The 19744-nt window shown below is 70.7% G+C and carries 19 protein-coding genes; 15 read left to right on the top strand and 4 right to left on the bottom strand.

From position 1 onward, the window contains the following. Positions 1-76: 76 nt before the first annotated feature. Positions 77-874 (bottom strand): phosphatase, encoded by a 798-nt coding sequence (locus tag ACIQM3_RS13495; RefSeq protein ID WP_401623260.1) that lies wholly within the window; start codon positions 872-874, stop codon positions 77-79. A gap of 82 nt (positions 875-956) precedes the next feature. Then, positions 957-1349, bottom strand: coding sequence for an HGxxPAAW family protein (locus tag ACIQM3_RS13490; protein ID WP_401623257.1), 393 nt, complete (start codon positions 1347-1349; stop codon positions 957-959). Between the two features lie 102 nt (positions 1350-1451). On the opposite strand from ACIQM3_RS13490, the gene ACIQM3_RS13485 reads away from it, so the two are divergent. Beyond that, positions 1452-1949 (top strand): MarR family winged helix-turn-helix transcriptional regulator, encoded by a 498-nt coding sequence (locus ACIQM3_RS13485; protein WP_401623254.1) that lies wholly within the window; start codon positions 1452-1454, stop codon positions 1947-1949. Positions 1950-1961: 12 nt separating this feature from the next. Here the strand turns inward: ACIQM3_RS13485 and ACIQM3_RS13480 are convergent, their stop codons facing one another. Beyond that, the gene (locus ACIQM3_RS13480; protein WP_362926736.1) at positions 1962-2576 is read right to left on the bottom strand and encodes a TetR/AcrR family transcriptional regulator; all 615 of its coding nucleotides are present in this window, start codon (positions 2574-2576) and stop codon (positions 1962-1964) included. A gap of 110 nt (positions 2577-2686) precedes the next feature. Between ACIQM3_RS13480 and ACIQM3_RS13475 the strand changes: the two genes are divergently transcribed. The 14 genes from ACIQM3_RS13475 to glmS all read left to right on the top strand — a co-directional run bounded on the left by ACIQM3_RS13475 (position 2687) and on the right by glmS (position 18812). Continuing rightward, on the top strand, positions 2687-4303 hold the full coding sequence (locus tag ACIQM3_RS13475) for a carboxyl transferase domain-containing protein (protein WP_401623250.1): 1617 nt from the start codon (positions 2687-2689) through the stop codon (positions 4301-4303). A gap of 13 nt (positions 4304-4316) precedes the next feature. Then, positions 4317-6365 (top strand): acetyl-CoA carboxylase biotin carboxylase subunit, encoded by a 2049-nt coding sequence (locus tag ACIQM3_RS13470; protein WP_401623247.1) that lies wholly within the window; start codon positions 4317-4319, stop codon positions 6363-6365. A gap of 17 nt (positions 6366-6382) precedes the next feature. Then, a complete protein-coding gene (locus ACIQM3_RS13465; protein WP_401624345.1) occupies positions 6383-7312 on the top strand; it encodes a hydroxymethylglutaryl-CoA lyase in 930 nt (309 codons plus the stop codon). 7 nt (positions 7313-7319) lie between these two features. Further along, on the top strand, positions 7320-8486 hold the full coding sequence (locus ACIQM3_RS13460) for an acyl-CoA dehydrogenase family protein (protein WP_401623244.1): 1167 nt from the start codon (positions 7320-7322) through the stop codon (positions 8484-8486). A gap of 65 nt (positions 8487-8551) precedes the next feature. Beyond that, entirely contained in the window at positions 8552-8770 is a 219-nt protein-coding gene (locus ACIQM3_RS13455) for a type II toxin-antitoxin system VapB family antitoxin (RefSeq protein WP_401623241.1), read from the top strand. Then, positions 8767-9177 (top strand): PIN domain-containing protein, encoded by a 411-nt coding sequence (locus ACIQM3_RS13450; protein WP_401623238.1) that lies wholly within the window; start codon positions 8767-8769, stop codon positions 9175-9177. The genes ACIQM3_RS13455 and ACIQM3_RS13450 overlap by 4 nt, the downstream gene beginning before the upstream one ends. Before the next feature lie 174 nt (positions 9178-9351). Continuing rightward, complete coding sequence (locus ACIQM3_RS13445) at positions 9352-10380, top strand: ABC transporter substrate-binding protein (RefSeq protein ID WP_401623235.1); 1029 nt, start codon at positions 9352-9354, stop codon at positions 10378-10380. A 70-nt stretch (positions 10381-10450) separates the two neighbouring features. Further along, entirely contained in the window at positions 10451-11302 is an 852-nt protein-coding gene (locus ACIQM3_RS13440) for a siderophore-interacting protein (protein ID WP_401623232.1), read from the top strand. A 161-nt stretch (positions 11303-11463) separates the two neighbouring features. After that, a complete protein-coding gene (locus ACIQM3_RS13435) occupies positions 11464-12912 on the top strand; it encodes a pyridoxal phosphate-dependent decarboxylase family protein (RefSeq protein WP_401623229.1) in 1449 nt (482 codons plus the stop codon). Continuing rightward, a complete protein-coding gene (locus tag ACIQM3_RS13430) occupies positions 12896-14182 on the top strand; it encodes a lysine N(6)-hydroxylase/L-ornithine N(5)-oxygenase family protein (RefSeq protein ID WP_401623226.1) in 1287 nt (428 codons plus the stop codon). The genes ACIQM3_RS13435 and ACIQM3_RS13430 overlap by 17 nt, the downstream gene beginning before the upstream one ends. Next, positions 14179-14754 carry a GNAT family N-acetyltransferase gene (locus ACIQM3_RS13425; protein ID WP_401623223.1) on the top strand — a complete coding sequence of 192 codons (576 nt, stop codon included), beginning with the start codon at positions 14179-14181 and terminating at the stop codon, positions 14752-14754. The genes ACIQM3_RS13430 and ACIQM3_RS13425 overlap by 4 nt, the downstream gene beginning before the upstream one ends. Then, positions 14751-16535 carry an IucA/IucC family protein gene (locus tag ACIQM3_RS13420; protein WP_401623220.1) on the top strand — a complete coding sequence of 595 codons (1785 nt, stop codon included), beginning with the start codon at positions 14751-14753 and terminating at the stop codon, positions 16533-16535. The genes ACIQM3_RS13425 and ACIQM3_RS13420 overlap by 4 nt, the downstream gene beginning before the upstream one ends. 118 nt (positions 16536-16653) lie before the next feature. Continuing rightward, positions 16654-16929: a hypothetical protein gene (locus ACIQM3_RS13415; RefSeq protein WP_401623217.1), complete on the top strand. Its 276-nt coding sequence runs from the start codon at positions 16654-16656 to the stop codon at positions 16927-16929. A 53-nt stretch (positions 16930-16982) separates the two neighbouring features. Then, a complete protein-coding gene (gene glmS / locus ACIQM3_RS13410) occupies positions 16983-18812 on the top strand; it encodes a glutamine--fructose-6-phosphate transaminase (isomerizing) (protein WP_401623215.1) in 1830 nt (609 codons plus the stop codon). 93 nt (positions 18813-18905) lie between these two features. Here the strand turns inward: glmS and ACIQM3_RS13405 are convergent, their stop codons facing one another. Continuing rightward, positions 18906-19427, bottom strand: coding sequence for a universal stress protein (locus ACIQM3_RS13405; RefSeq protein WP_401623212.1), 522 nt, complete (start codon positions 19425-19427; stop codon positions 18906-18908). Between the last annotated feature and the right edge of the window lie 317 nt (positions 19428-19744).

The following is a 19744-nucleotide window of genomic DNA, read 5'->3' as shown; positions in this document are numbered from 1 at the left end:
AGCCGGAGGGTCGAGGAGCCCGAGTCGGCCGGTCCGGTTGTCCGCCGGCCGGCTCGCCTCTCCACCCCCGCTGTCGTTACTCCCGGTCCTCGGCAGGGAGCAGCCCGGCCGCGTCCAGCAGGTAGTCCGTCATCGGGTCGTAGTAGCGCGGGTCGGTGACGTGGTCGTCCAGGGGCACGGTGACCTGGAGGGTGCCCTCCGCCTCGCCCAGGAAGAGCGCGGGGTCGTTGCAGTCCGCGTAGCCGATCGAGTCGATCCCGCGCTGCCCCGCGCACCCGGCCCACCCGTGGTCGGCGACGACCAGGTCGGGCCGGGGGCGGCCCTCGCGCTCCAGCCCGTCCAGGATGGCGGCCATCGGGACCGGTGAGTGCGTGTGCCAGAGGGTCGCGCCGCGCTCCAGGACGGCGACGTCGGCGAACTGGAAGACCATGCCCTCGTCCGCCATCAGGCCGCCGGGGATCCGTACGATCTCGCATCCGGCGGCCCGCAGTGCGTCCGCGGTCTGCCGGTGCACGTCGAGCAGCCCGCCCGGGTGACCGGTGGCGAGGAGCACCCGTTCCCCGTCGGCCGCCGCCTTCCGCAGCCGTGCGGCCATCCGGTCGAGGGCGTCGACCGTCAGCTCGGGGTCGATGGTGTCCTGGCCCTGGCGGTGCTCCGGGTCGTCGTTGACCCCGCATCTCTCGGCCATCACGGCGAGGACGTCCTGCTCGTCGGTCCACCGGTCACCGAGCTCCAGCCCCAGCCAGAAATGGCGGTTGCCGTTGGCGAGCTGGCGGTAGTGGGAGAGGTTGTTGTCGCGGGGAGTGGCGACGTCGCCCGCGATACGTGTGCGGACGAGGTGCTCGACGAGTTCGGCGCGGCTGGGTATCGGCATGCACCCATTGTGCCGTCGGCGGCGCACTGTGTGCCTGGTGTCTCGTACGGCGGAATCCTCAGCGGTACGGTGGGCCGCGCTCCTACGCGGATCCCGCCCGCATCCGCGCCCCGGGCAGGGACCTGCCGCTGTGCGGCGGGACGGGGTCCTGGGCGGACCCGGCGGCGGGGTGCCCGCCCCTTCCCGCCATCCGGCACCCGAGGCAGCCGGGGTGCCCGTGACGGGCGGCGGTGTCGCGGGACCGCCAGTCCTGGGCGCTCCTCGGGCGCGGCCCGGTGGGCTTGCCCCAGCCGGCCAGATGCAGGGCCCAGCAGGCCGCGCCCGCCAGCACGAGGACCCCGAGCCCGAGCCACAGCAGCGCGGCGGACGTGGCGATGACGGCCACGCCCAGCACCGCACCGCCCAGGACACCGATGGCCGTACCGGTCCAGCCGGCCACGGTGTGGCCCAGATCGTGGTCACCGTGTGCACTCACGTCGGCTCCTCAGGGTGTGATAGTTCAGCGACCGGATCCCGACGATCCGGCCCGCACCAATAGCTTACGAGCTAAGTAACTTAGAGACTAAGGGGATTTTGCGTGGACGGCAAGAAGCGCCCGGAGGCGACGGCCGACCAGGCGCTGCAGGCGATGGACCGGATGATCGCGCTCGCACAGTTCGGGCAGCACGACATCGCCGGGCGGCTCGGCCTGAACACCACCGACCTGACCTGCCTCGGCTTCGTGATGGAGGCCGCCCTGGCCGGCACGCCGCTCAGCGCCGGTGACCTCGCCGAGCGGGCGCGCCTGACGACCGGGGCGGTGACGGGCGTGCTCAACCGTCTGGAGAAGGCGGGCTACGCCCGGCGCCAGGCCGTCGCCGGCGACAGACGCCGGGTGCAGGTGGTGATGGAGGAATCGGCGCAGGCGCGCGTCCTCGAGGTGTACGGGCCGTTCTACGCCCGCCTGGGCAGCCTGTTCGCCGACTACGGGCCGGACGAGATCGCCGTACTGACGGACTGGTTCACCCGCGCGCGGTCGGCCATGCAGGAGTCGCTCGACGAGATGAGGGGCGGGACGGACGGGAGCGGCGACTGACCGCTCCCCCGGTCACGAGGCCGCGGCCTCGAAGGCCCCACGCGCCAGCCGGTGCAGCAGGGCGGCCGTGGCGGCCCTGCCCGGGAGCGCTTCGGGGCGGGTCAGGTGGGGCGTGGAGTTCAGCAGGCCGAACACCGCGTGGACGGTGACCCGGGCCTCGTTCTCCGCGAGGTCCGGGTAGAGGGCGCGCACGGCCTCGACCCAGACCTCGACGTACTGCCGCTGGAGCTGGCGCACGCGCTTGCGGTCGGTGTCACGCAGGCGGTCCAGCTCGCGGTCGTGGAGGGTGATCAGGGGGCGGTCGTCCAGCGCGAAGTCGATGTGGCCCTCGATGAGCGCGTCCAGGAGCGCGTCCGGGGAGCCGTCGCGGGAGGCGCCACCCTCGGTGACGCGCAGCTTCCCGCCGGCCAGCAGGCGCTCGCTGATGCCGACGAGCAGTTCGGCGAGCATCGCGTCCTTGCCGGGGAAGTGACGGTAGAGGCCGGGGCCGCTGATGCCGACCGCCGCCCCTATCTCGTCGACCCCGACACCGTGGAAACCGCGCTCGGCGAAGAGGCGGGCGGCCTCCCGGAGGATCTGCTCGCGGCGGGTGGGAGCCGCGACACGGGCGGCGGCATGGGTGCTCATGAGGATTCATTCTAGACAGGCGGGTTAGCGCTCGTTAACCTGAGCACCACGCGTTAACGCTCATTAACTATCGTCCGACTACTGCGGTACGGGCAAGGGGGCTCGACAGGATGCAGCAGGCACCGGTCCTGGTGAGCGCGGCCGATCCCGCCTCGGAGGCCTGGCAGGCCAACGAGGCGGCGCATCACGCGCTCGCCGAGGAGCTGCGCACGCGGCTCGCCACGGCACGGCTCGGCGGGGGTGAGAAGGCCCGCGCCCGGCATGTGGCGCGCGGCAAGCTGCTGCCCCGGGAGCGGGTGGACACGCTGCTCGACCCGGGCTCGCCCTTCCTGGAGCTGGCACCGCTCGCGGCCGAGGGGCTGTACGGGGGCGCGGCGCCGGCCGCCGGGGTGATCGCCGGGATCGGGCGGGTCAGCGGCCGGGAGTGCGTGATCGTCGCCAACGACGCCACCGTCAAGGGCGGCACGTACTACCCGATGACGGTGAAGAAGCACCTCCGCGCCCAGGAGGTGGCTCTGGAGAACCGGCTGCCCTGCCTGTACCTGGTGGACTCGGGGGGCGCGTTCCTCCCGATGCAGGACGAGGTGTTCCCCGACCGGGACCACTTCGGACGGATCTTCTACAACCAGGCCCGGATGTCGGGCGCCGGCATCCCGCAGATCGCGGCGGTGCTCGGCTCGTGCACGGCGGGCGGGGCGTACGTCCCGGCCATGAGCGACGAGGCCGTCATCGTCCGGAACCAGGGCACGATCTTCCTGGGCGGCCCCCCGCTCGTGAAGGCGGCCACGGGTGAGGTCGTCACGGCGGAGGAGCTGGGCGGCGGCGAGGTCCACTCCCGTACGTCCGGGGTCACCGACCACCTCGCCGAGGACGACGCGCACGCGCTGCGGATCGTGCGGAACATCGTCGCGACCCTCCCGGACCGCGGGCCGCTCCCCTGGTCCGTGGAGCCCGCCGAGGAGCCGAAGGCGGACCCCGCCGGCCTGTACGGGGCGGTGCCGGTCGATTCGCGTACGCCCTACGACGTGCGGGAGGTCATCGCCCGGGTGGTGGACGGCTCCCGCTTCCAGGAGTTCAAGGCGGAGTACGGCCAGACGCTGATCACCGGCTTCGCGCGGATCCACGGCCATCCCGTCGGCATCGTCGCCAACAACGGGATCCTGTTCTCGGAGTCCGCCCAGAAGGGCGCCCACTTCATCGAGCTGTGCGACCAGCGGGGCGTGCCGCTGGTCTTCCTCCAGAACATCTCGGGCTTCATGGTCGGCCGGGACTACGAGGCCGGGGGCATCGCCAAGCACGGCGCCAAGATGGTCACGGCCGTGGCCTGCACGCGGGTGCCGAAGCTGACGGTCGTGGTCGGCGGGTCGTACGGCGCGGGGAACTACTCCATGTGCGGCCGGGCCTACGGGCCGCGCTTCCTGTGGATGTGGCCGAACGCCAAGATCTCGGTCATGGGCGGCGAGCAGGCCGCCTCCGTGCTGGCCACCGTCAAGCGCGACCAGATCGAGGGGCGCGGCGAGGAGTGGCCCGCCGAGGACGAGGAGGCCTTCAAGGACCCGGTCCGCGCGCAGTACGAGCAGCAGGGCAACGCCTATTACGCCACCGCCCGGCTGTGGGACGACGGCGTGATCGACCCTGTGGAGACCCGGCAGGTGCTGGGGCTCGCCCTGACCGCGTGTGCCAACGCCCCGCTGGGCGAGCCCAGTTTCGGCGTCTTCCGGATGTGATGTGAGGACTTCCATGTTCAGCACTGTTCTGGTCGCCAACCGTGGCGAGATCGCGGTCCGGGTCATCCGGACCCTGCGTGAGCTCGGCGTGCGGTCGGTCGCCGTCTTCAGCGACGCGGACGCGGACGCCCGGCACGTCCGGGAAGCGGATACGGCGGTACGGATCGGGCCGGCGCCCGCCGCGGAGAGCTATCTGTCGGTGGAGCGGCTGCTGGACGCCGCCCGCCGTACGGGCGCCGAGGCGGTCCACCCGGGTTACGGCTTCCTCGCGGAGAACGCGGGCTTCGCCCAGGCGTGCGCGGAGGCGGGGCTGGTCTTCATCGGCCCGCCCGCCTCCGCGATCTCCCTGATGGGCGACAAGATCCGTGCCAAGGAGACCGTCGCCACGGCCGGGGTGCCGGTGGTACCCGGCTCCTCCGGGAGCGGGCTCACCGACGACCGACTGGGCACGGCCGCGCGGGAGATCGGGATGCCTGTCCTGCTGAAGCCGTCGGCGGGCGGCGGCGGCAAGGGCATGCGGCTGGTGCGCGAGGAGGCACTGCTCGCCGACGAGATCGCGGCGGCCCGGCGCGAGGCGCGCGCCTCGTTCGGTGACGACACGCTCCTCGTGGAGCGGTGGATCGACCGGCCGCGCCACATCGAGATCCAGGTCCTGGCCGACGGCCACGGCAACGTGGTGCACCTCGGCGAGCGCGAGTGCTCCCTCCAGCGCCGCCACCAGAAGATCATCGAGGAGGCGCCCTCGGTCCTGCTCGACGAGGCCACCCGGGCCGCCATGGGCGAGGCGGCCGTGCAGGCGGCCCGCTCCTGCGGATACGTCGGCGCGGGCACGGTCGAGTTCATCGTCCCGGGCAGCGACCCCTCCTCGTACTACTTCATGGAGATGAACACCCGTCTCCAGGTCGAGCACCCGGTCACCGAGCTGATCACCGGGCTCGACCTGGTGGAGTGGCAGCTCCGGGTCGCCTTCGGCGAGCGGCTGCCGTACGCGCAGGCGGACATCACGCTGACGGGGCACGCCGTCGAGGCCCGGGTCTGCGCGGAGGACCCGGCCCGGGGCTTCCTGCCGTCCGGCGGCACGGTGCTCGCGCTGCACGAGCCGGGGGGCGGCGGGGTGCGGACGGACTCGGGGCTCAGCGAGGGCGTGCCGGTCGGCAGCACGTACGACCCGATGCTGTCGAAGGTCATCGCGTACGGCCCCGACCGGGCGACCGCCCTGCGCCGGCTGCGGGCGGCGCTCGCGGACACGGTGGTGCTGGGCGTCCCGACGAACGCCGGGTTCCTGCGGCGGCTGCTGGCCCATCCGGCGGTGGCAGCGGGCGATCTGGACACCGGCCTCGTGGAGCGGGAGGCGGACGGCCTGGTGCCGGACGGGGTGCCGGAGGAGGTGTACGCGGCGGCGGCGCTGCTGCGGCAGCCCTCCCGCACTCCCGTCGGCGGCTGGGTCGATCCCTTCTCGGTGCCCAGCGGCTGGCGGCTGGGCGGCACCCCCGCGGAAACCTTCCACCACTTCCGTGTCCCCGGCCATGACCCGGTGCGCGTGGGTCTGCGTACGGGTGCGGGGTCCACGGCGGCGCTGACGTTCGGCCACGCCGGGGACCGGCGGGAGCCCGCGGACGCGTGCGGTCCGGTGCCGTCGCTGCCGCGTGCGGAGAGGTCCCGGCTGGTCGAGGCGTCCGGGCGGCGTGTCGTCGTCGAACTCGACGGGCTGACCCACACGTTCAGCCTGGCGCCGTCCCCGGAGGGGGTCTGGCTCGGCCGGGACGGGGACGCCTGGCACGTCCAGGACCACGACCCGGTGGAGGCGTCCCTCAGCGGCGCCGCCCGTTCGGGTGCCGACACGCTCGCCGCGCCCATGCCCGGGACCGTCACGGTGGTGAAGGTGGCGGTCGGGGACGAGGTCGTGGCCGGGCAGAGCCTGCTGGTCGTCGAGGCGATGAAGATGGAGCACGTCATCTCCGCCCCGCACGCCGGGACCGTCACCGAGCTCGACGTCACCGCCGGTGCCACGGTCGCCATGGACCAGATCCTGGCCGTGGTGGCCCCCAGGGAGGAATCGTGACCGACACCGGACTGCCCATGACGGTGCCCGCGCCGGGGCTGCCGGCCCGGGTCCGTATCCATGAGGTCGGCGCCCGTGACGGCCTGCAGAACGAGAAGTCCGTCGTACCGACCGAGGTGAAGGCGGAGTTCGTCCGCCGTCTCGCGGAGGCCGGGCTCTCCACGATCGAGGCGACCAGCTTCGTCCACCCGAAGTGGGTGCCCCAACTGGCCGACGCGGAGCAGCTCTTCCCGATGCTCGGGGACGTGGCGGACGTCGGGGACGTGGCCCTGCCCGTCCTCGTGCCGAACGAGCGCGGTCTGGACCGGGCGCTCGCGCTCGGTGCCCGCAGGATCGCCGTGTTCGGCTCGGCGACGGAGACGTTCGCCGCCCGCAACCTCAACCGCACGGTGGACGAGTCGCTCGTCATGTTCGAGCCGGTGGTGGCCCGGGCGAAGGCGGCCGGGGTGCATGTGCGCGGCTATCTGTCGATGTGCTTCGGGGACCCGTGGGAAGGGGCCGTGCCCGTCGCGCAGGTCGTGCGGGTCGCGAAGGCGCTGATGGACCTCGGCTGCGACGAGCTCTCCCTCGGCGACACGATCGGCGTGGCCACCCCGGGCCACGTGACGGCGCTGCTGACCGCGCTGAACGCGGCGGGGGTCCCCACCGGCACGGTCGGGGTGCACTTCCACGACACGTACGGCCAGGCGCTCTCCAACACCCTGGCCGCGCTCCAGCACGGTGTGACGACGGTGGACGCCTCGGCCGGCGGCCTCGGCGGCTGCCCGTACGCGAAGAGCGCGACCGGAAATCTCGCCACCGAGGATCTCGTGTGGATGCTCGACGGCCTCGGTGTCGAAACCGGGGTCGATCTCGGCGCACTCACCGCCACAAGCGTGTGGATGGCCGAACAGCTGGGCCGCCCGAGCCCTTCCCGTACCGTCCGCGCGCTGTCCCACAAGGAGTGAACGACCCATGTCCCTTGACCACCGGCTGACCGCCGAGCACGAGGAACTGCGCCGTACCGTCGAGGAGTTCGCACACGATGTGATCGCCCCGAAGATCGGCGACTTCTACGAGCGCCACGAGTTCCCGTACGAGATCGTGCGGGAGATGGGTCGCATGGGCCTGTTCGGCCTGCCCTTCCCCGAGGAGTACGGCGGCATGGGCGGCGACTACCTCGCCCTCGGGATCGCCCTGGAGGAGTTGGCCCGGGTCGACTCCTCCGTGGCGATCACGCTGGAGGCGGGTGTCTCGCTCGGCGCCATGCCGGTCTACCGGTTCGGGACCGAGGAGCAGAAGCAGCGGTGGCTGCCGAAGCTGTGCGCGGGCGAGGCGCTCGGCGCGTTCGGTCTGACGGAGCCGGACGGCGGCTCGGACGCGGGCGGGACGCGGACGACTGCCGTGCTGGACGAGGCCGCCGGCGAGTGGGTGATCAACGGCTCCAAGTGCTTCATCACCAACTCCGGTACGGACATCACGGAGCTGGTCACGGTGACGGCGGTCACCGGCCGCAAGGAGAACGGCGCCCCCCGCATCTCCGCGATCATCGTCCCGTCGGGCACCCCCGGCTTCACGGTGGCCGCCCCGTACTCCAAGGTCGGCTGGAACGCCTCGGACACCCGTGAGCTGGCCTTCTCCGACGTCCGGGTCCCGGCGGCGAACCTGCTGGGCGAGGAGGGCCGCGGTTACGCGCAGTTCCTGCGGATCCTGGACGAGGGCCGGATCGCGATCTCGGCGCTCTCGACGGGCCTGGCGCAGGGCTGTGTGGACGAGTCACTGAAGTACGCGAAGGAGCGGCACGCCTTCGGGAAGCCGATCGGCGCCAACCAGGCCATCCAGTTCAAGATCGCGGACATGGAGACGCGGGCACACATGGCCCGGGTCGGCTGGCGGGACGCGGCCTCGCGGCTGGTGGCCGGCGAGCCGTTCAAGAAGGAGGCGGCGATCGCGAAGCTGTACTCCTCGACGGTGGCGGTGGACAACGCCCGCGAGGCGACGCAGATCCACGGCGGCTACGGCTTCATGAACGAGTACCCGGTGGCCCGGATGTGGCGCGACTCCAAGATCCTGGAGATCGGCGAGGGCACGAGCGAGGTCCAGCGGATGCTGATCGCCCGGGAGCTGGGCATGGACGCCTGACGGGCGGGCTCACTGATTGATATACTCACCTCAAGGTGTATATCAGTCAGCCCCAGGAGTTCGCCATGACCAAAACCCTCGTGGACGTGGACGACGCGATGCTGGCTTTCGCCCAGCAGCAGCTCGGGACGTCGACCAAGCGGGAGACGATCAACCGGGCGCTGACGATAGCTGCGGCGGTCAGTGCGGACGACCGGGCGCGTGCCTTGCGGTGGTTGCAGGACAACGCGGACCAGTTCCTGGACTTCGATGCCCTCGAGGAGCGGGAGCGATCGGGGCTGTGAACTATCTCGCCGACACCTCCGCGGTCTGGCGCCTGCTCCGTCGGCAGGTGGGAGAACCCTGGCCGCAGCGCGTCGCCAGGGGCCTCGTGTCGCTCTGTCCGCCCGTGGAGTCCGAGCTCATGCCGGCCCTCCAGGCGGACAGGGACCACGAACCGTTCTTCACCATGCTCGGCCAGACTTTCGGATGGGTTCCCACCCTTGAGGATCCTTGGCCCGGCATCATCGGAGTACAGCGGGAGCTCGTCAGGATCGGCCATCACCGGGACCCCTCGACCTTGGACATCCTCATCGCACTGACCGCTCGGCAGCACGGCCTCACACTGCTGCACGTGGACGACGACTTCGGCGCGATCGCCAAGGTGTGCCCCGACATCGACATGCTGCGCCTTCAGCCGGTCACCGGCTGAGCGCGGACGTCCACGACAGCCGCCTTCCCTGGTCACGGGGAGGCGGCTTTCCCGTGGGCCGGTAACGGAACGGCAGCCCCCCTTGCCCTCCCCACCTGCGGTATGTGAGGTTAGGCTAGCCTTCCTTTGAATCGCAGCGGGCGCCCTGGGGCGCGTACGAAAGCAGACACACTCATGCCCAACCTCCGGACCAGCTCCCTCTCCCGCCGCGGCCTGCTGGCCGCCGGTGGCGCCGTCGGCCTCGGTGCCGTCCTCGCAGCCTGTGGCGACGGCGACGAGAAGAGCTCCGCCTCGGGTTCGGGTGCGGAGAAATCCGGCCCCTGGTCCTTCAAGGACGACCGCGGGCAGACGGCCGAGGCCGAGGCCGTGCCGAAGAACATCGTCGCGTTCATCGGTGTCGCCGCCGCGCTCCACGACTACGGCGTCGAGGTCAAGGGTGTCTTCGGTCCGACGAAGACCTCCGACGGCAAGGCCGACGTGCAGGCCGGCGACCTGGACATCAGCAAGGTCGAGGTACTCGGCAACGTCTGGGGCGAGTTCAACGTCGAGAAGTACGCCGGTCTCGCGCCGGAGCTCCTCGTCACGGCCATGTGGGAGAAGGACGCCCTCTGGTACGTGCCGGACCAGTCCAAGGACAAGATCCTCAAGCTGGCCCCGAGCGTCGCCCTGTGGGCCGCGCAGACCACGGTGCCGAAGGCGATCCAGCGCCACGAGGACCTCGCCGCCTCCCTCGGCGCCGACGTCAAGGCCAAGAAGGTCACCGACGCCAAGGCCGCGTTCGAGAAGGCGGCGGCCCGGCTGCGCGCCGCCGCCAAGTCCCAGCCGAACATCAAGGTCATGATCGGCTCGGCCAGCCAGGACCTGTTCTACGTCTCCCTCGCCAAGACGTCCGCCGACACCCTGTACTTCCAGGAGCTCGGCGTGCAGTTCGTCGAGCCGAAGGTCAACTCGGCCGGCTTCTTCGAGGAGCTGAGCTGGGAGAACGTCGACAAGTACGGTGCCGACATCATCATGATGGACAACCGCTCCTCGGCCCTGCAGCCCGACGCCCTGGCCTCCAAGCCGACCTGGGCCCAGCTGCCCGCCGTCAAGGCCGGCCAGGTCATCCCGCGTACGACGGAGCCCATCTACTCCTACGACAAGTGCGCGCCGATCCTCGACGCCCTCGCCGAGGCCATCGAGAAGGCCAAGAAGGTCAGCTGACCCTGCGGCCCTGCCGGGAGTGACTCCCGGCAGGGCCCTCGCCGTTCCGGTTCCTGGGAGGACCTCTCGCATGACGACCGCCACCGCACCCGCCGTCGCCCCCTTCCGGTTCTTCGGCCTGACGGTCCTCAGGACCAGCAGGCTGAGCCCCTCCATGCGGAGAATCACCTTCGGCGGGCCGGGGAGCGACGGCTTCGTCGCCGGCGGCCGGGACCAGAGCCTCTCGATCTTCCTGCCGCACCCGGGCCAGACCGAGGCGGTCGTCCCCGTCGACAGGAACGGTGAGTGGTTCGCGGCCTGGCGGGCCCTGCCCCCCGACGTCCGGGCCGTGATGAGGTCGTACACCGTGCGCGCCCAGCGGTACGCCCCGGACGGCTCGACCGAGATCGACATCGACTTCGCCCTGCACGCGGAAGGCGGGCCGGCCTGCCGCTGGGCCGAGGCCGCCGTGCCGGGGCAGCGGCTCACCGTGCTGGGCCCCACCGGCGAGGACAACAACGGGATCCGCTTCCAGCCGCCGCAGGACACCGGCTGCGTGCTGATCTGCGCCGACGAGACGGCACTGCCCGCCGCCTCGGCCGCCCTGGAGTGGCTGCCGGCCGGCACGAAGGCCAGGGTCTGGCTGGAGGTCCCGCACACCCAGGACCGGCTGGACATCCGCACCGAGGCCGACGCGCACATCACCTGGCTCGTACGGGACGAGGGCGCCCCCTCCGCCGTGGACGCCGTACGCGCCGCCGTACTGCCCGAGGGCACCCCGTACGTCTGGATCGCCGGTGAGTCATCCGGGGTGAGGGCGCTGCGCCGGCACTTCGTGCGGGAGCGGGAGTTCGACCGCAGGCGCGTCACCTTCGTCGGCTACTGGCGGCGCGGGCTGAGCGAGGAGCAGCTGCGGGAGGAAGCGGCGCGGGTGGCCGCGTAACGCGCCTGCGTTTCTTGTGGGGTTCCTGTGACGGACCCCCCGGGGGGTGAGGACCGCGAAAGTTGTTAGGTTAGGCTTGCCTAACTTAACCGTCGCGCCCCTCGCCCCCCTTTCTCTGCCCGGAGGGCCGCGACGACGTCCCTACCCGGGAGGCCCCCCACATGCGTTCCCACCTGCTCAACCACACGACGGCGGAGGACTACCGTCGCTCCGTCACCGCGGGAGTCGAACAGGTCGCCGCCAGACTCGCCGCCACCGAGCAGCCGTTCAGCGGGATCGGCGTCGAGGCGCTCGCCCCCGTCGTCGACGCGATCGACCTCGACCGGCCGCTCGGCGACACGGCTGCCGCCCTGGACGAGCTCGGCGAGGTCTACCTCCGCGACGCCGTGTACTTCCACCACCCCCGCTACCTCGCCCACCTCAACTGCCCGGTGGTCATCCCCGCCGTGGTCGGCGAGGCCGTGCTCTCCGCGGTCAACTCCTCCCTGGACACCTGGGACCAGAGCGCGGGCGGCACGTTGATCGAGCGCCGCCTGATCGACTGGACGGCCGCCCGCATCGGCCTCGGCCCCGCGGCGGACGGCGTCTTCACCAGCGGTGGCACGCAGTCCAACCTGCAGGCGCTGCTGCTGGCCCGCGAGGAGGCCAAGCTCCGCCCCGAGGAGTTCACCCGGCTGCGGATCCTCACCTCCGAGTGCAGCCACTTCAGCGTCCAGAAGTCGGCCAAACTCCTCGGCCTGGGCCCCGACTCCGTCGTGTCCGTCCCCGTCGACCGCGAGAAGCGCATGCAGACCGTGGCGCTGGCCGCGGCACTCGAACGCTGCGAGGCCGAGGGCACCGTGCCGATGGCGGTCGTCGCCACCGCGGGCACCACGGACTTCGGCTCGATCGACCCGCTGCCCGAGATCGCCGCGCTCTGCGAGCGGTACGCGGCCTGGATGCACGTCGACGCCGCCTACGGCTGCGGACTGCTCGCCTCGACCACCCGGCGCGCCCTCGTCGACGGCATCGAGCGCGCCGACTCGGTCACCGTGGACTACCACAAGTCCTTCTTCCAGCCGGTGAGTTCCTCCGCCGTGCTGGTCCGCGACCGGGCCACCCTGCGCCATGCGACGTATCACGCGGAGTACCTCAATCCGGAGCGCACCGTGGAGGAGCGCATCCCCAACCAGGTGGACAAGTCCCTCCAGACCACGCGCAGGTTCGACGCGCTCAAGCTCTGGATGACGCTGCGCACCATGGGCGCGGACGGTGTCGGAGAGCTGTTCGACGAGGTGTGCGAGCGGGCCGCCGAGGGCTGGCGGATGCTGGCCGCCGACCCGCGCTTCGACGTCGTGGTGGAGCCCCGGCTGTCCACCCTGGTGTTCCGCTACGTCCCGGCCCACGTCAGGACACCCGCCGACATCGACCGGGCCAACCTCCACGCCCGCAAGGCCCTTTTCGCCTCGGGTGAGGCCGTGGTCGCGGGCACGAAGGTCGGCGACAGCCAGTACCTGAAATTCACCCTGCTCAACCCCGAGACGACCGCGGCCGACATCTCCGCCGTCCTCGACCTGATCGCCGGCCACGCCGAGCAGTACCTGGGAGATTCCCTTGACCGCGCTTCCTGAGCCCCTTGCCGCCCCGTACGACTTCATCGGGATCGGGCTCGGCCCGTTCAACCTCGGACTCGCCTGCCTGACCGAGCCCGTCGAGGAGCTGAACGGGCTGTTCCTGGAGTCCAAGCCGGACTTCGAGTGGCACTCCGGGATGTTCCTCGAAGGGGCCCATCTCCAGACGCCGTTCATGTCGGACCTGGTGACGATGGCCGACCCGACCAGCCCGTACTCCTTCCTGAACTACCTCAAGGAGCGGGGCAGGCTCTACTCGTTCTACATCCGGGAGAACTTCTACCCGCTGCGCACCGAGTACAACGACTACTGCCGGTGGGCCGCGGCCAAGCTGAGCAGTGTCCGTTTCAAGCAGACCGTGCAGTCGGTTACGTACGACGAGGGTGACGGCCTGTACACGGTCCGCACCGCCGACAGTGCCTTCCGCGCCCGTCACCTCGTCCTGGGCACCGGCACCCCGCCGCACATTCCGGAGGCCTGCCGGGGTCTGGGCGGTGATTTCCTGCACAACTCCCGCTATCTGCGGGAGAAGGCGGCCCTGCAGGCCAAGAAGTCCATCACGCTGGTGGGCAGCGGGCAGAGCGCGGCGGAGATCTACTACGACCTGCTCTCCGAGATCGACGTGCACGGCTACCGGCTGAACTGGGTGACGCGTTCCCCCCGCTTCTTCCCGCTGGAGTACACCAAGCTCACGCTGGAGATGACCTCACCGGAGTACGTGGACTACTTCCACGCCCTGCCCGAGGAGACGCGCTACCGGCTGGAGTCCGGCCAGAAGGGCCTCTTCAAGGGCATCGACGGCGAGCTCATCGACTCGATCTTCGACCTGCTCTACCAGAAGAACCTGCCGGGCCCCGTGCCCACCCGCCTGCTCACCAACTCCTCGCTGTACAGCGCGCGTTACGAGGAGTCCACGGGCACGTACACGCTGGGCCTCCGCCAGGAGGAGCAGGGCAGGGAGTACGAGCTCGACAGCGAGGGGCTGATCCTCGCCACCGGCTACCGCTATGTCCCGCCGGCCTTCCTGGAGCCCGTCTCCGACCGGATCCGGCACGACTCCCGGGGCCGTTTCGACGTGGCCCGCAACTACAGCATCGACACCACCGGGCGCGGGATCTTCCTGCAGAACGCCGGGGTGCACACCCACTCGATCACCTCGCCCGACCTGGGCATGGGTGCCTACCGCAACGCGTACATCATCGGCGAACTGCTCGGCCGTGAGTACTACCCGGTCGAGAAGTCCGTCGCTTTCCAGGAGTTCGCAGCATGACCAGCACGAAACCCCAGGGGACGTTCACCGTCCGCCCCATGGACCCCTCCCCCGGCCGGCCGGGCCGGAGGTCCGACGCCGAGCTGGTGCACGAGTGGGTCACCCACCCCAGGGCGGCGTTCTGGATGATGGGCGACGCCCGGCTGGAGGACGTCGAGCGGGAGTACATGGCGATAGCCGCCCACCCGCACCACGACGCCTTCATCGGGCTGCACGACGGCCGGCCCGCCTTCCTGATGGAGCGCTACGACCCCACCGAGGTCGAGCTCAAAGGGCTGTACGAGGCGGAGCCCGGCGACGTCGGGATGCACTTCCTGGTCGCCCCGCCCGAGAAGCCGGTGCACGGCTTCACCCGGGCCGTGATCACCACCGTCATGGAGACCCTGTTCGCCGACCCGCGGGTCCGCAGGGTCGTCGTCGAACCCGACGTCACCAACACCGCGGTGCACGCGCTGAACGAGGCGGTCGGCTTCGAGACGGTCCGCGAGATCACCAAGCCGGAGAAACAGGCCCTGCTCAGCACCTGCACCCGCGAGCAGTTCGAGGCCGCGACCACTGGAGCCGACCGATGACCGACCGCACCACCACCACCGCAGCCGTCGACCACCTGACCCCCGAGCGCTGGGCCGTCGCCAACCGGCTGCTGATCCGCAAGGCGCTGGCCGAGTTCTCCCACGAACGGCTGCTGACCCCGGTCCCGCTCGACGACGGCGGCTACAGCGTGCGAGGTGACGACGGGACGGTCGAGTACCGCTTCGCCGCCCGCCGCTTCGCGCTGGACCACTGGCAGGTCGACGCCGGGTCGATCACGCGTCACCGGCACGGCGCGGACCTCCCGCTGGACGCGCTGGAGTTCTTCGTCGAGCTGCGCTCCACGCTGGGCCTGTCGGCGGAGATCCTTCCCGTGTACCTGGAGGAGATCTCCTCCACGCTGGCCGGAACCGCGTACAAACTGACCAAGGAACCGACCACCGCCGCACAGCTCGCCGTGGCCGGTTTCCAGGCGGTGGAGACCGGCATGACCGAGGGGCACCCCTGTTTTGTCGCCAACAACGGGCGGCTCGGCTTCGGGGTCGACGCCTATCGGGCGTACGCCCCGGAGGCGGCGACCGGAATCCGCCTGGTCTGGCTGGCCGCCCGTCGCGATCGCGCCACCTTCACGGCGGGCGCCGGGCTGGACTACCCGGCCCTCGTCGCGGGTGAGCTCGGAGAGGAGACCCTCGGCGGGTTCGCCGCGCGGATGACGGACCTCGGACTCGACCTCGACGACTACCTGCTGATCCCGGTCCACCCCTGGCAGTGGTGGAACAAGCTCGCGATCACCTTCGCCGGCGAGGTGGCGCAGCAGCACCTGGTCTGCCTGGGCGAGGGCGAGGACGCCTACCTGGCCCAGCAGTCGATCCGGACCTTCTTCAACACCGACCACCCCGGGAAGCACTATGTGAAGACGGCGCTGTCCGTGCTGAACATGGGCTTCATGCGGGGGCTCTCCGCCTCGTACATGGAGGCGACCCCCGCGATCAACGACTGGCTGGCCGGTCTGATCGAGCGCGACGAGCTGCTGCGCGGGGCCGGTTTCTCGATCATCCGGGAGCGGGCCGCCATCGGCTACCACCACCGGACCTACGAGGCGGCGACGGCCAAGGGGTCCCCGTACCGGAAGATGCTCGCCGCGCTCTGGCGGGAGAGCCCCGTCCCGGCCCTGGCCGGGGGTGAGCGGCTCGCGACGATGGCCTCGCTGCTGCACACCGACGCCGAGGGCCGCTCGGTGGCGGGCGCGCTGATCGCCGAGTCGGGGCTCGACCCGGCCGACTGGCTGCGGCGGTACCTGGACGCGTACCTCGTGCCGGTGCTGCACAGCTTCTACGCGTACGACCTGGTGTTCATGCCGCACGGCGAGAACGTGATCCTGGTGATCGAGGACGGCGTGGTGCGCAGGACGGTCTTCAAGGACATCGCCGAGGAGATCGCGGTCATGGACCCGGACGCGGTCCTGCCGCCCCAGGTCGAGCGGATCCGCGCGGACGTCCCCGAGGACATGAAGCTGCTGTCGGTCCTCACCGACGTCTTCGACTGCTTCTTCCGCTTCCTGGGGGCGGACCTGGCCACGGAGGGGGCCCTCGACGAGGAGACCTTCTGGCGGACGGTCGCGGCGTGCGTCAGGGGTTACCAGGACTCCGTGCCGTACCTCGCGGACAAGTTCAAGCAGTACGACATGTTCACGGAGGAGTTCGCGCTGTCCTGCCTGAACCGGCTGCAGCTGCGTGACAACCAGCAGATGGTCGACCTGGAGGACCCGGCGGGCGCGCTCCAGCTGACCGGCAGGCTGCGGAACCCGATCGCGGGGTACTGAGGCCGAATGATGAGAACGTAGCGGACATTCCCGCCACATCAACCCCGCAGAATGAGATTTCTGCCCGATATCGGGCAGATTTCTTGCGTAGCGCCCTCGATCCACGCAATATCGACGAGTGCTCGAACACCGCCCCGCGCATGACGACCTCATCGACCACCTCGTACGCTCCACCGCGCTCCAGCGCGGCGAGGCCGCCAGGGTGATCCTCGACGTGCTGGCGTACTTCGACGAGACGACCGAGGCCTTCGTCCGGCGCCGCCACCGCGAAATGCAGTCCGGCGGCCTGGTGAACACGGAGATCTTCGAGCGGATCGCGGCCGAGCTGCCGCACCGCGCGGTGGCACCGCAGGAGCTCTCGCTCCGCCAGCTGCGCCGCATCGTCTACGGCTGAGCGGGACGGGCCGGGCACCGGAGTTCTGTACGTCGATGGAAGGGCAGGGACCTATGTGCGGGATCGTCGGTTACATCGGGAAGCGTGACGTGGCTCCGCTGCTGCTGGAAGGCCTGCAGCGGCTGGAGTACCGGGGTTACGACTCCGCGGGCATCGTCATCACGGGCAAGGCGCCCGCGGGCAAGCCGGGTGCCCTGAAGATGGTCAAGGCCAAGGGCCGGGTCCGCGAGCTGGAGTCCCGCGTGCCCAAGCGGTTCGCCGGCACCACCGGCATCGCCCACACCCGCTGGGCCACGCACGGCGCCCCGAGCGACGAGAACGCGCACCCGCACCTGGACGCGGAGAACAAGGTCGCCGTCGTCCACAACGGCATCATCGACAACGCCTCCGAGCTCCGCGCGAAGCTCGTCGCCGACGGTGTCGTCTTCCTCTCGGAGACCGACACCGAGGTGCTGGTCCACCTGATCTCCCGCTCCCAGGCGCTCACGCTGGAGGAGAAGGTCCGCGAGGCGCTGAAGTCCGTCGAGGGCACGTACGGCGTCGCCGTCCTGCACGCCGACTTCAACGACCGCATCGTCGTCGCCCGCAACGGCTCCCCGGTCGTGCTCGGCATCGGCGAGAAGGAGATGTTCGTCGCCTCCGACGTGGCGGCCCTGGTCGCGCACACCCGCCAGATCGTCACCCTGGACGACGGCGAGATGGCCACCCTCAAGGCCGACGACTTCCGTACGTACACCACGGAGGGCTCGACCACGACGGCCACGCCGACCACCGTGGAGTGGGAGGCCGAGTCGTACGACATGGGCGGCCACGACACGTACATGCACAAGGAGATCTCCGAGCAGGCCGACGCCGTGGACCGCGTGCTGCGCGGCCGCATCGACGACCGCTTCTCCACCGTGCACCTGGGCGGCCTGAACCTGGACGCCCGCGAGGCGCGCGGGGTCCGCCGGATCAAGATCCTGGGCTGCGGCACCTCGTACCACGCGGGCATGATCGGCGCCGGCCTCATCGAGGAGCTGGCCCGCATCCCCGCGGACGCGGAGCCCGCGTCCGAGTTCCGCTACCGCAACCCGGTCGTGGACCCCGACACCCTGTACGTAGCCGTCTCGCAGTCCGGCGAGACCTACGACGTGCTGGCCGCAGTGCAGGAGCTCAAGCGCAAGGGCGCGCGCGTCCTGGGCGTCGTGAACGTCGTCGGTTCGGCGATCGCCCGCGAGGCGGACGGCGGCATGTACGTCCACGCGGGCCCCGAGGTCTGCGTCGTCTCCACCAAGTGCTTCACCAACACCGTGGTGGCCTTCGCGCTGCTCGCGCTGCACCTGGGCCGCATCCGCGACCTGTCGGTGGCCGACGGCAAGCGGATCATCGAGGGGCTGCGCAAGCTGCCGGAGCAGATCGGTCAGATCCTCGAGTCGGAGGACGAGATCAAGAAGCTGGCCGAGGAGTACGCCGGTGCGCAGTCGATGATGTTCATCGGCCGTGTCCGGGGCTACCCGGTCGCGCTGGAGGCCTCCCTGAAGCTCAAGGAGATCTCGTACATCCACGCCGAGGCCTATCCCGCCTCGGAGCTCAAGCACGGCCCTCTCGCGCTCATCGAGCCGGCGCTCCCCACGGTCGCGATCGTCCCGGACGACGACCTGCTGGAGAAGAACCGCGCCGCGCTGGAGGAGATCAAGGCCCGCAGCGGACGCATCCTCGCCGTCGCCCACCGCGAGCAGGAGAAGGCCGACCACACGATCGTCGTCCCGAAGAACGAGAACGAGCTGGACCCGATCCTGATGGGCATCCCGCTGCAGCTGCTCGCCTACCACACGGCGCTGGCCATGGGCCGTGACATCGACAAGCCGCGCAACCTGGCGAAGTCGGTCACCGTCGAGTAGCGGACACCGTCCCGCCGACTGCCCGAAAGGCCCCTGACGTCGCGTCAGGGGCCTTTCGGCGCGCTCAGGGATGCTCAGGGATCTCAGGGATGCTCAGGGAATGACGATGACCGGGCGCTGGGCGCGGCGCGCGAGACGGCCGGCCACGGACCCGAAGATGCGGCCCACGATGCCGTGCGTCGAGCCGACGACGATGGCGTCGGCCGAATACTCGCGGCCGACCTCCTCCAGCTCGTGGCAGATGTCCCCGCCGCGCTCCACGAGGACCCAGGGGACCTCGGCGAGATAGTCCGCGCAGGCCAGCTCCAGGCCGAGGACCTCGGTGCGGTGATCGGGGACGTCGACGAAGACGGGCGGCTCGCACCCGGCCCAGACGGTGGTCGGCAGCCGGTTGGCCACATGGACGATGATCAGTCCGGAGCTGTGCCGGTTCGCCATTCCGATGGCGTACGCGAGGGCTCGTTCGCTCGACATCGAGCCGTCGAAACCGACCACGACGCCATGCCGGAAGGCGGGATCGCAGGAAGGGCGCGGCTCTCCGACCGCCAGCGGTTCCGACCCGGGGTCGGCTACCTGCTTGCGGTCTGCGGGTTCAGGGATTTCGTGACCGGCCATCGGTGTCTCGGCGAAGAGAGTCCTCGTGAGGAGGGAGCGGTTTGGAGGTGTACCTGCGAGCGGTGGAGCTGTGTCCGGGAAACATCTTCCCAACCCCTTACCCCCAAGGGTACGGCGCCACTCCTCCACTGCCCAGCGCTCACACATCGCGGGCGGCGATGGAGGGAGCATGCCGGAGACTGCCCCGGTATGGCAATGCCGGTTGCGTCGTACATCCAGCTCGTGGACGCTTCGACGGGTTCCGGTCACGGTGTCCGGCCGGCGCTCGCCGCGATCCGGTCGAGGCGGCCGAATGTGCCACCCGCCCCTCCGGCCGG

The sequence above is a fragment of the Streptomyces sp. NPDC091271 genome (assembly GCF_044757505.1).
Taxonomy (GTDB): domain Bacteria; phylum Actinomycetota; class Actinomycetes; order Streptomycetales; family Streptomycetaceae; genus Streptomyces.
Note: the sequence above shows the minus strand (reverse complement) of the source record. Positions and strands in the feature narration are given on the sequence as shown.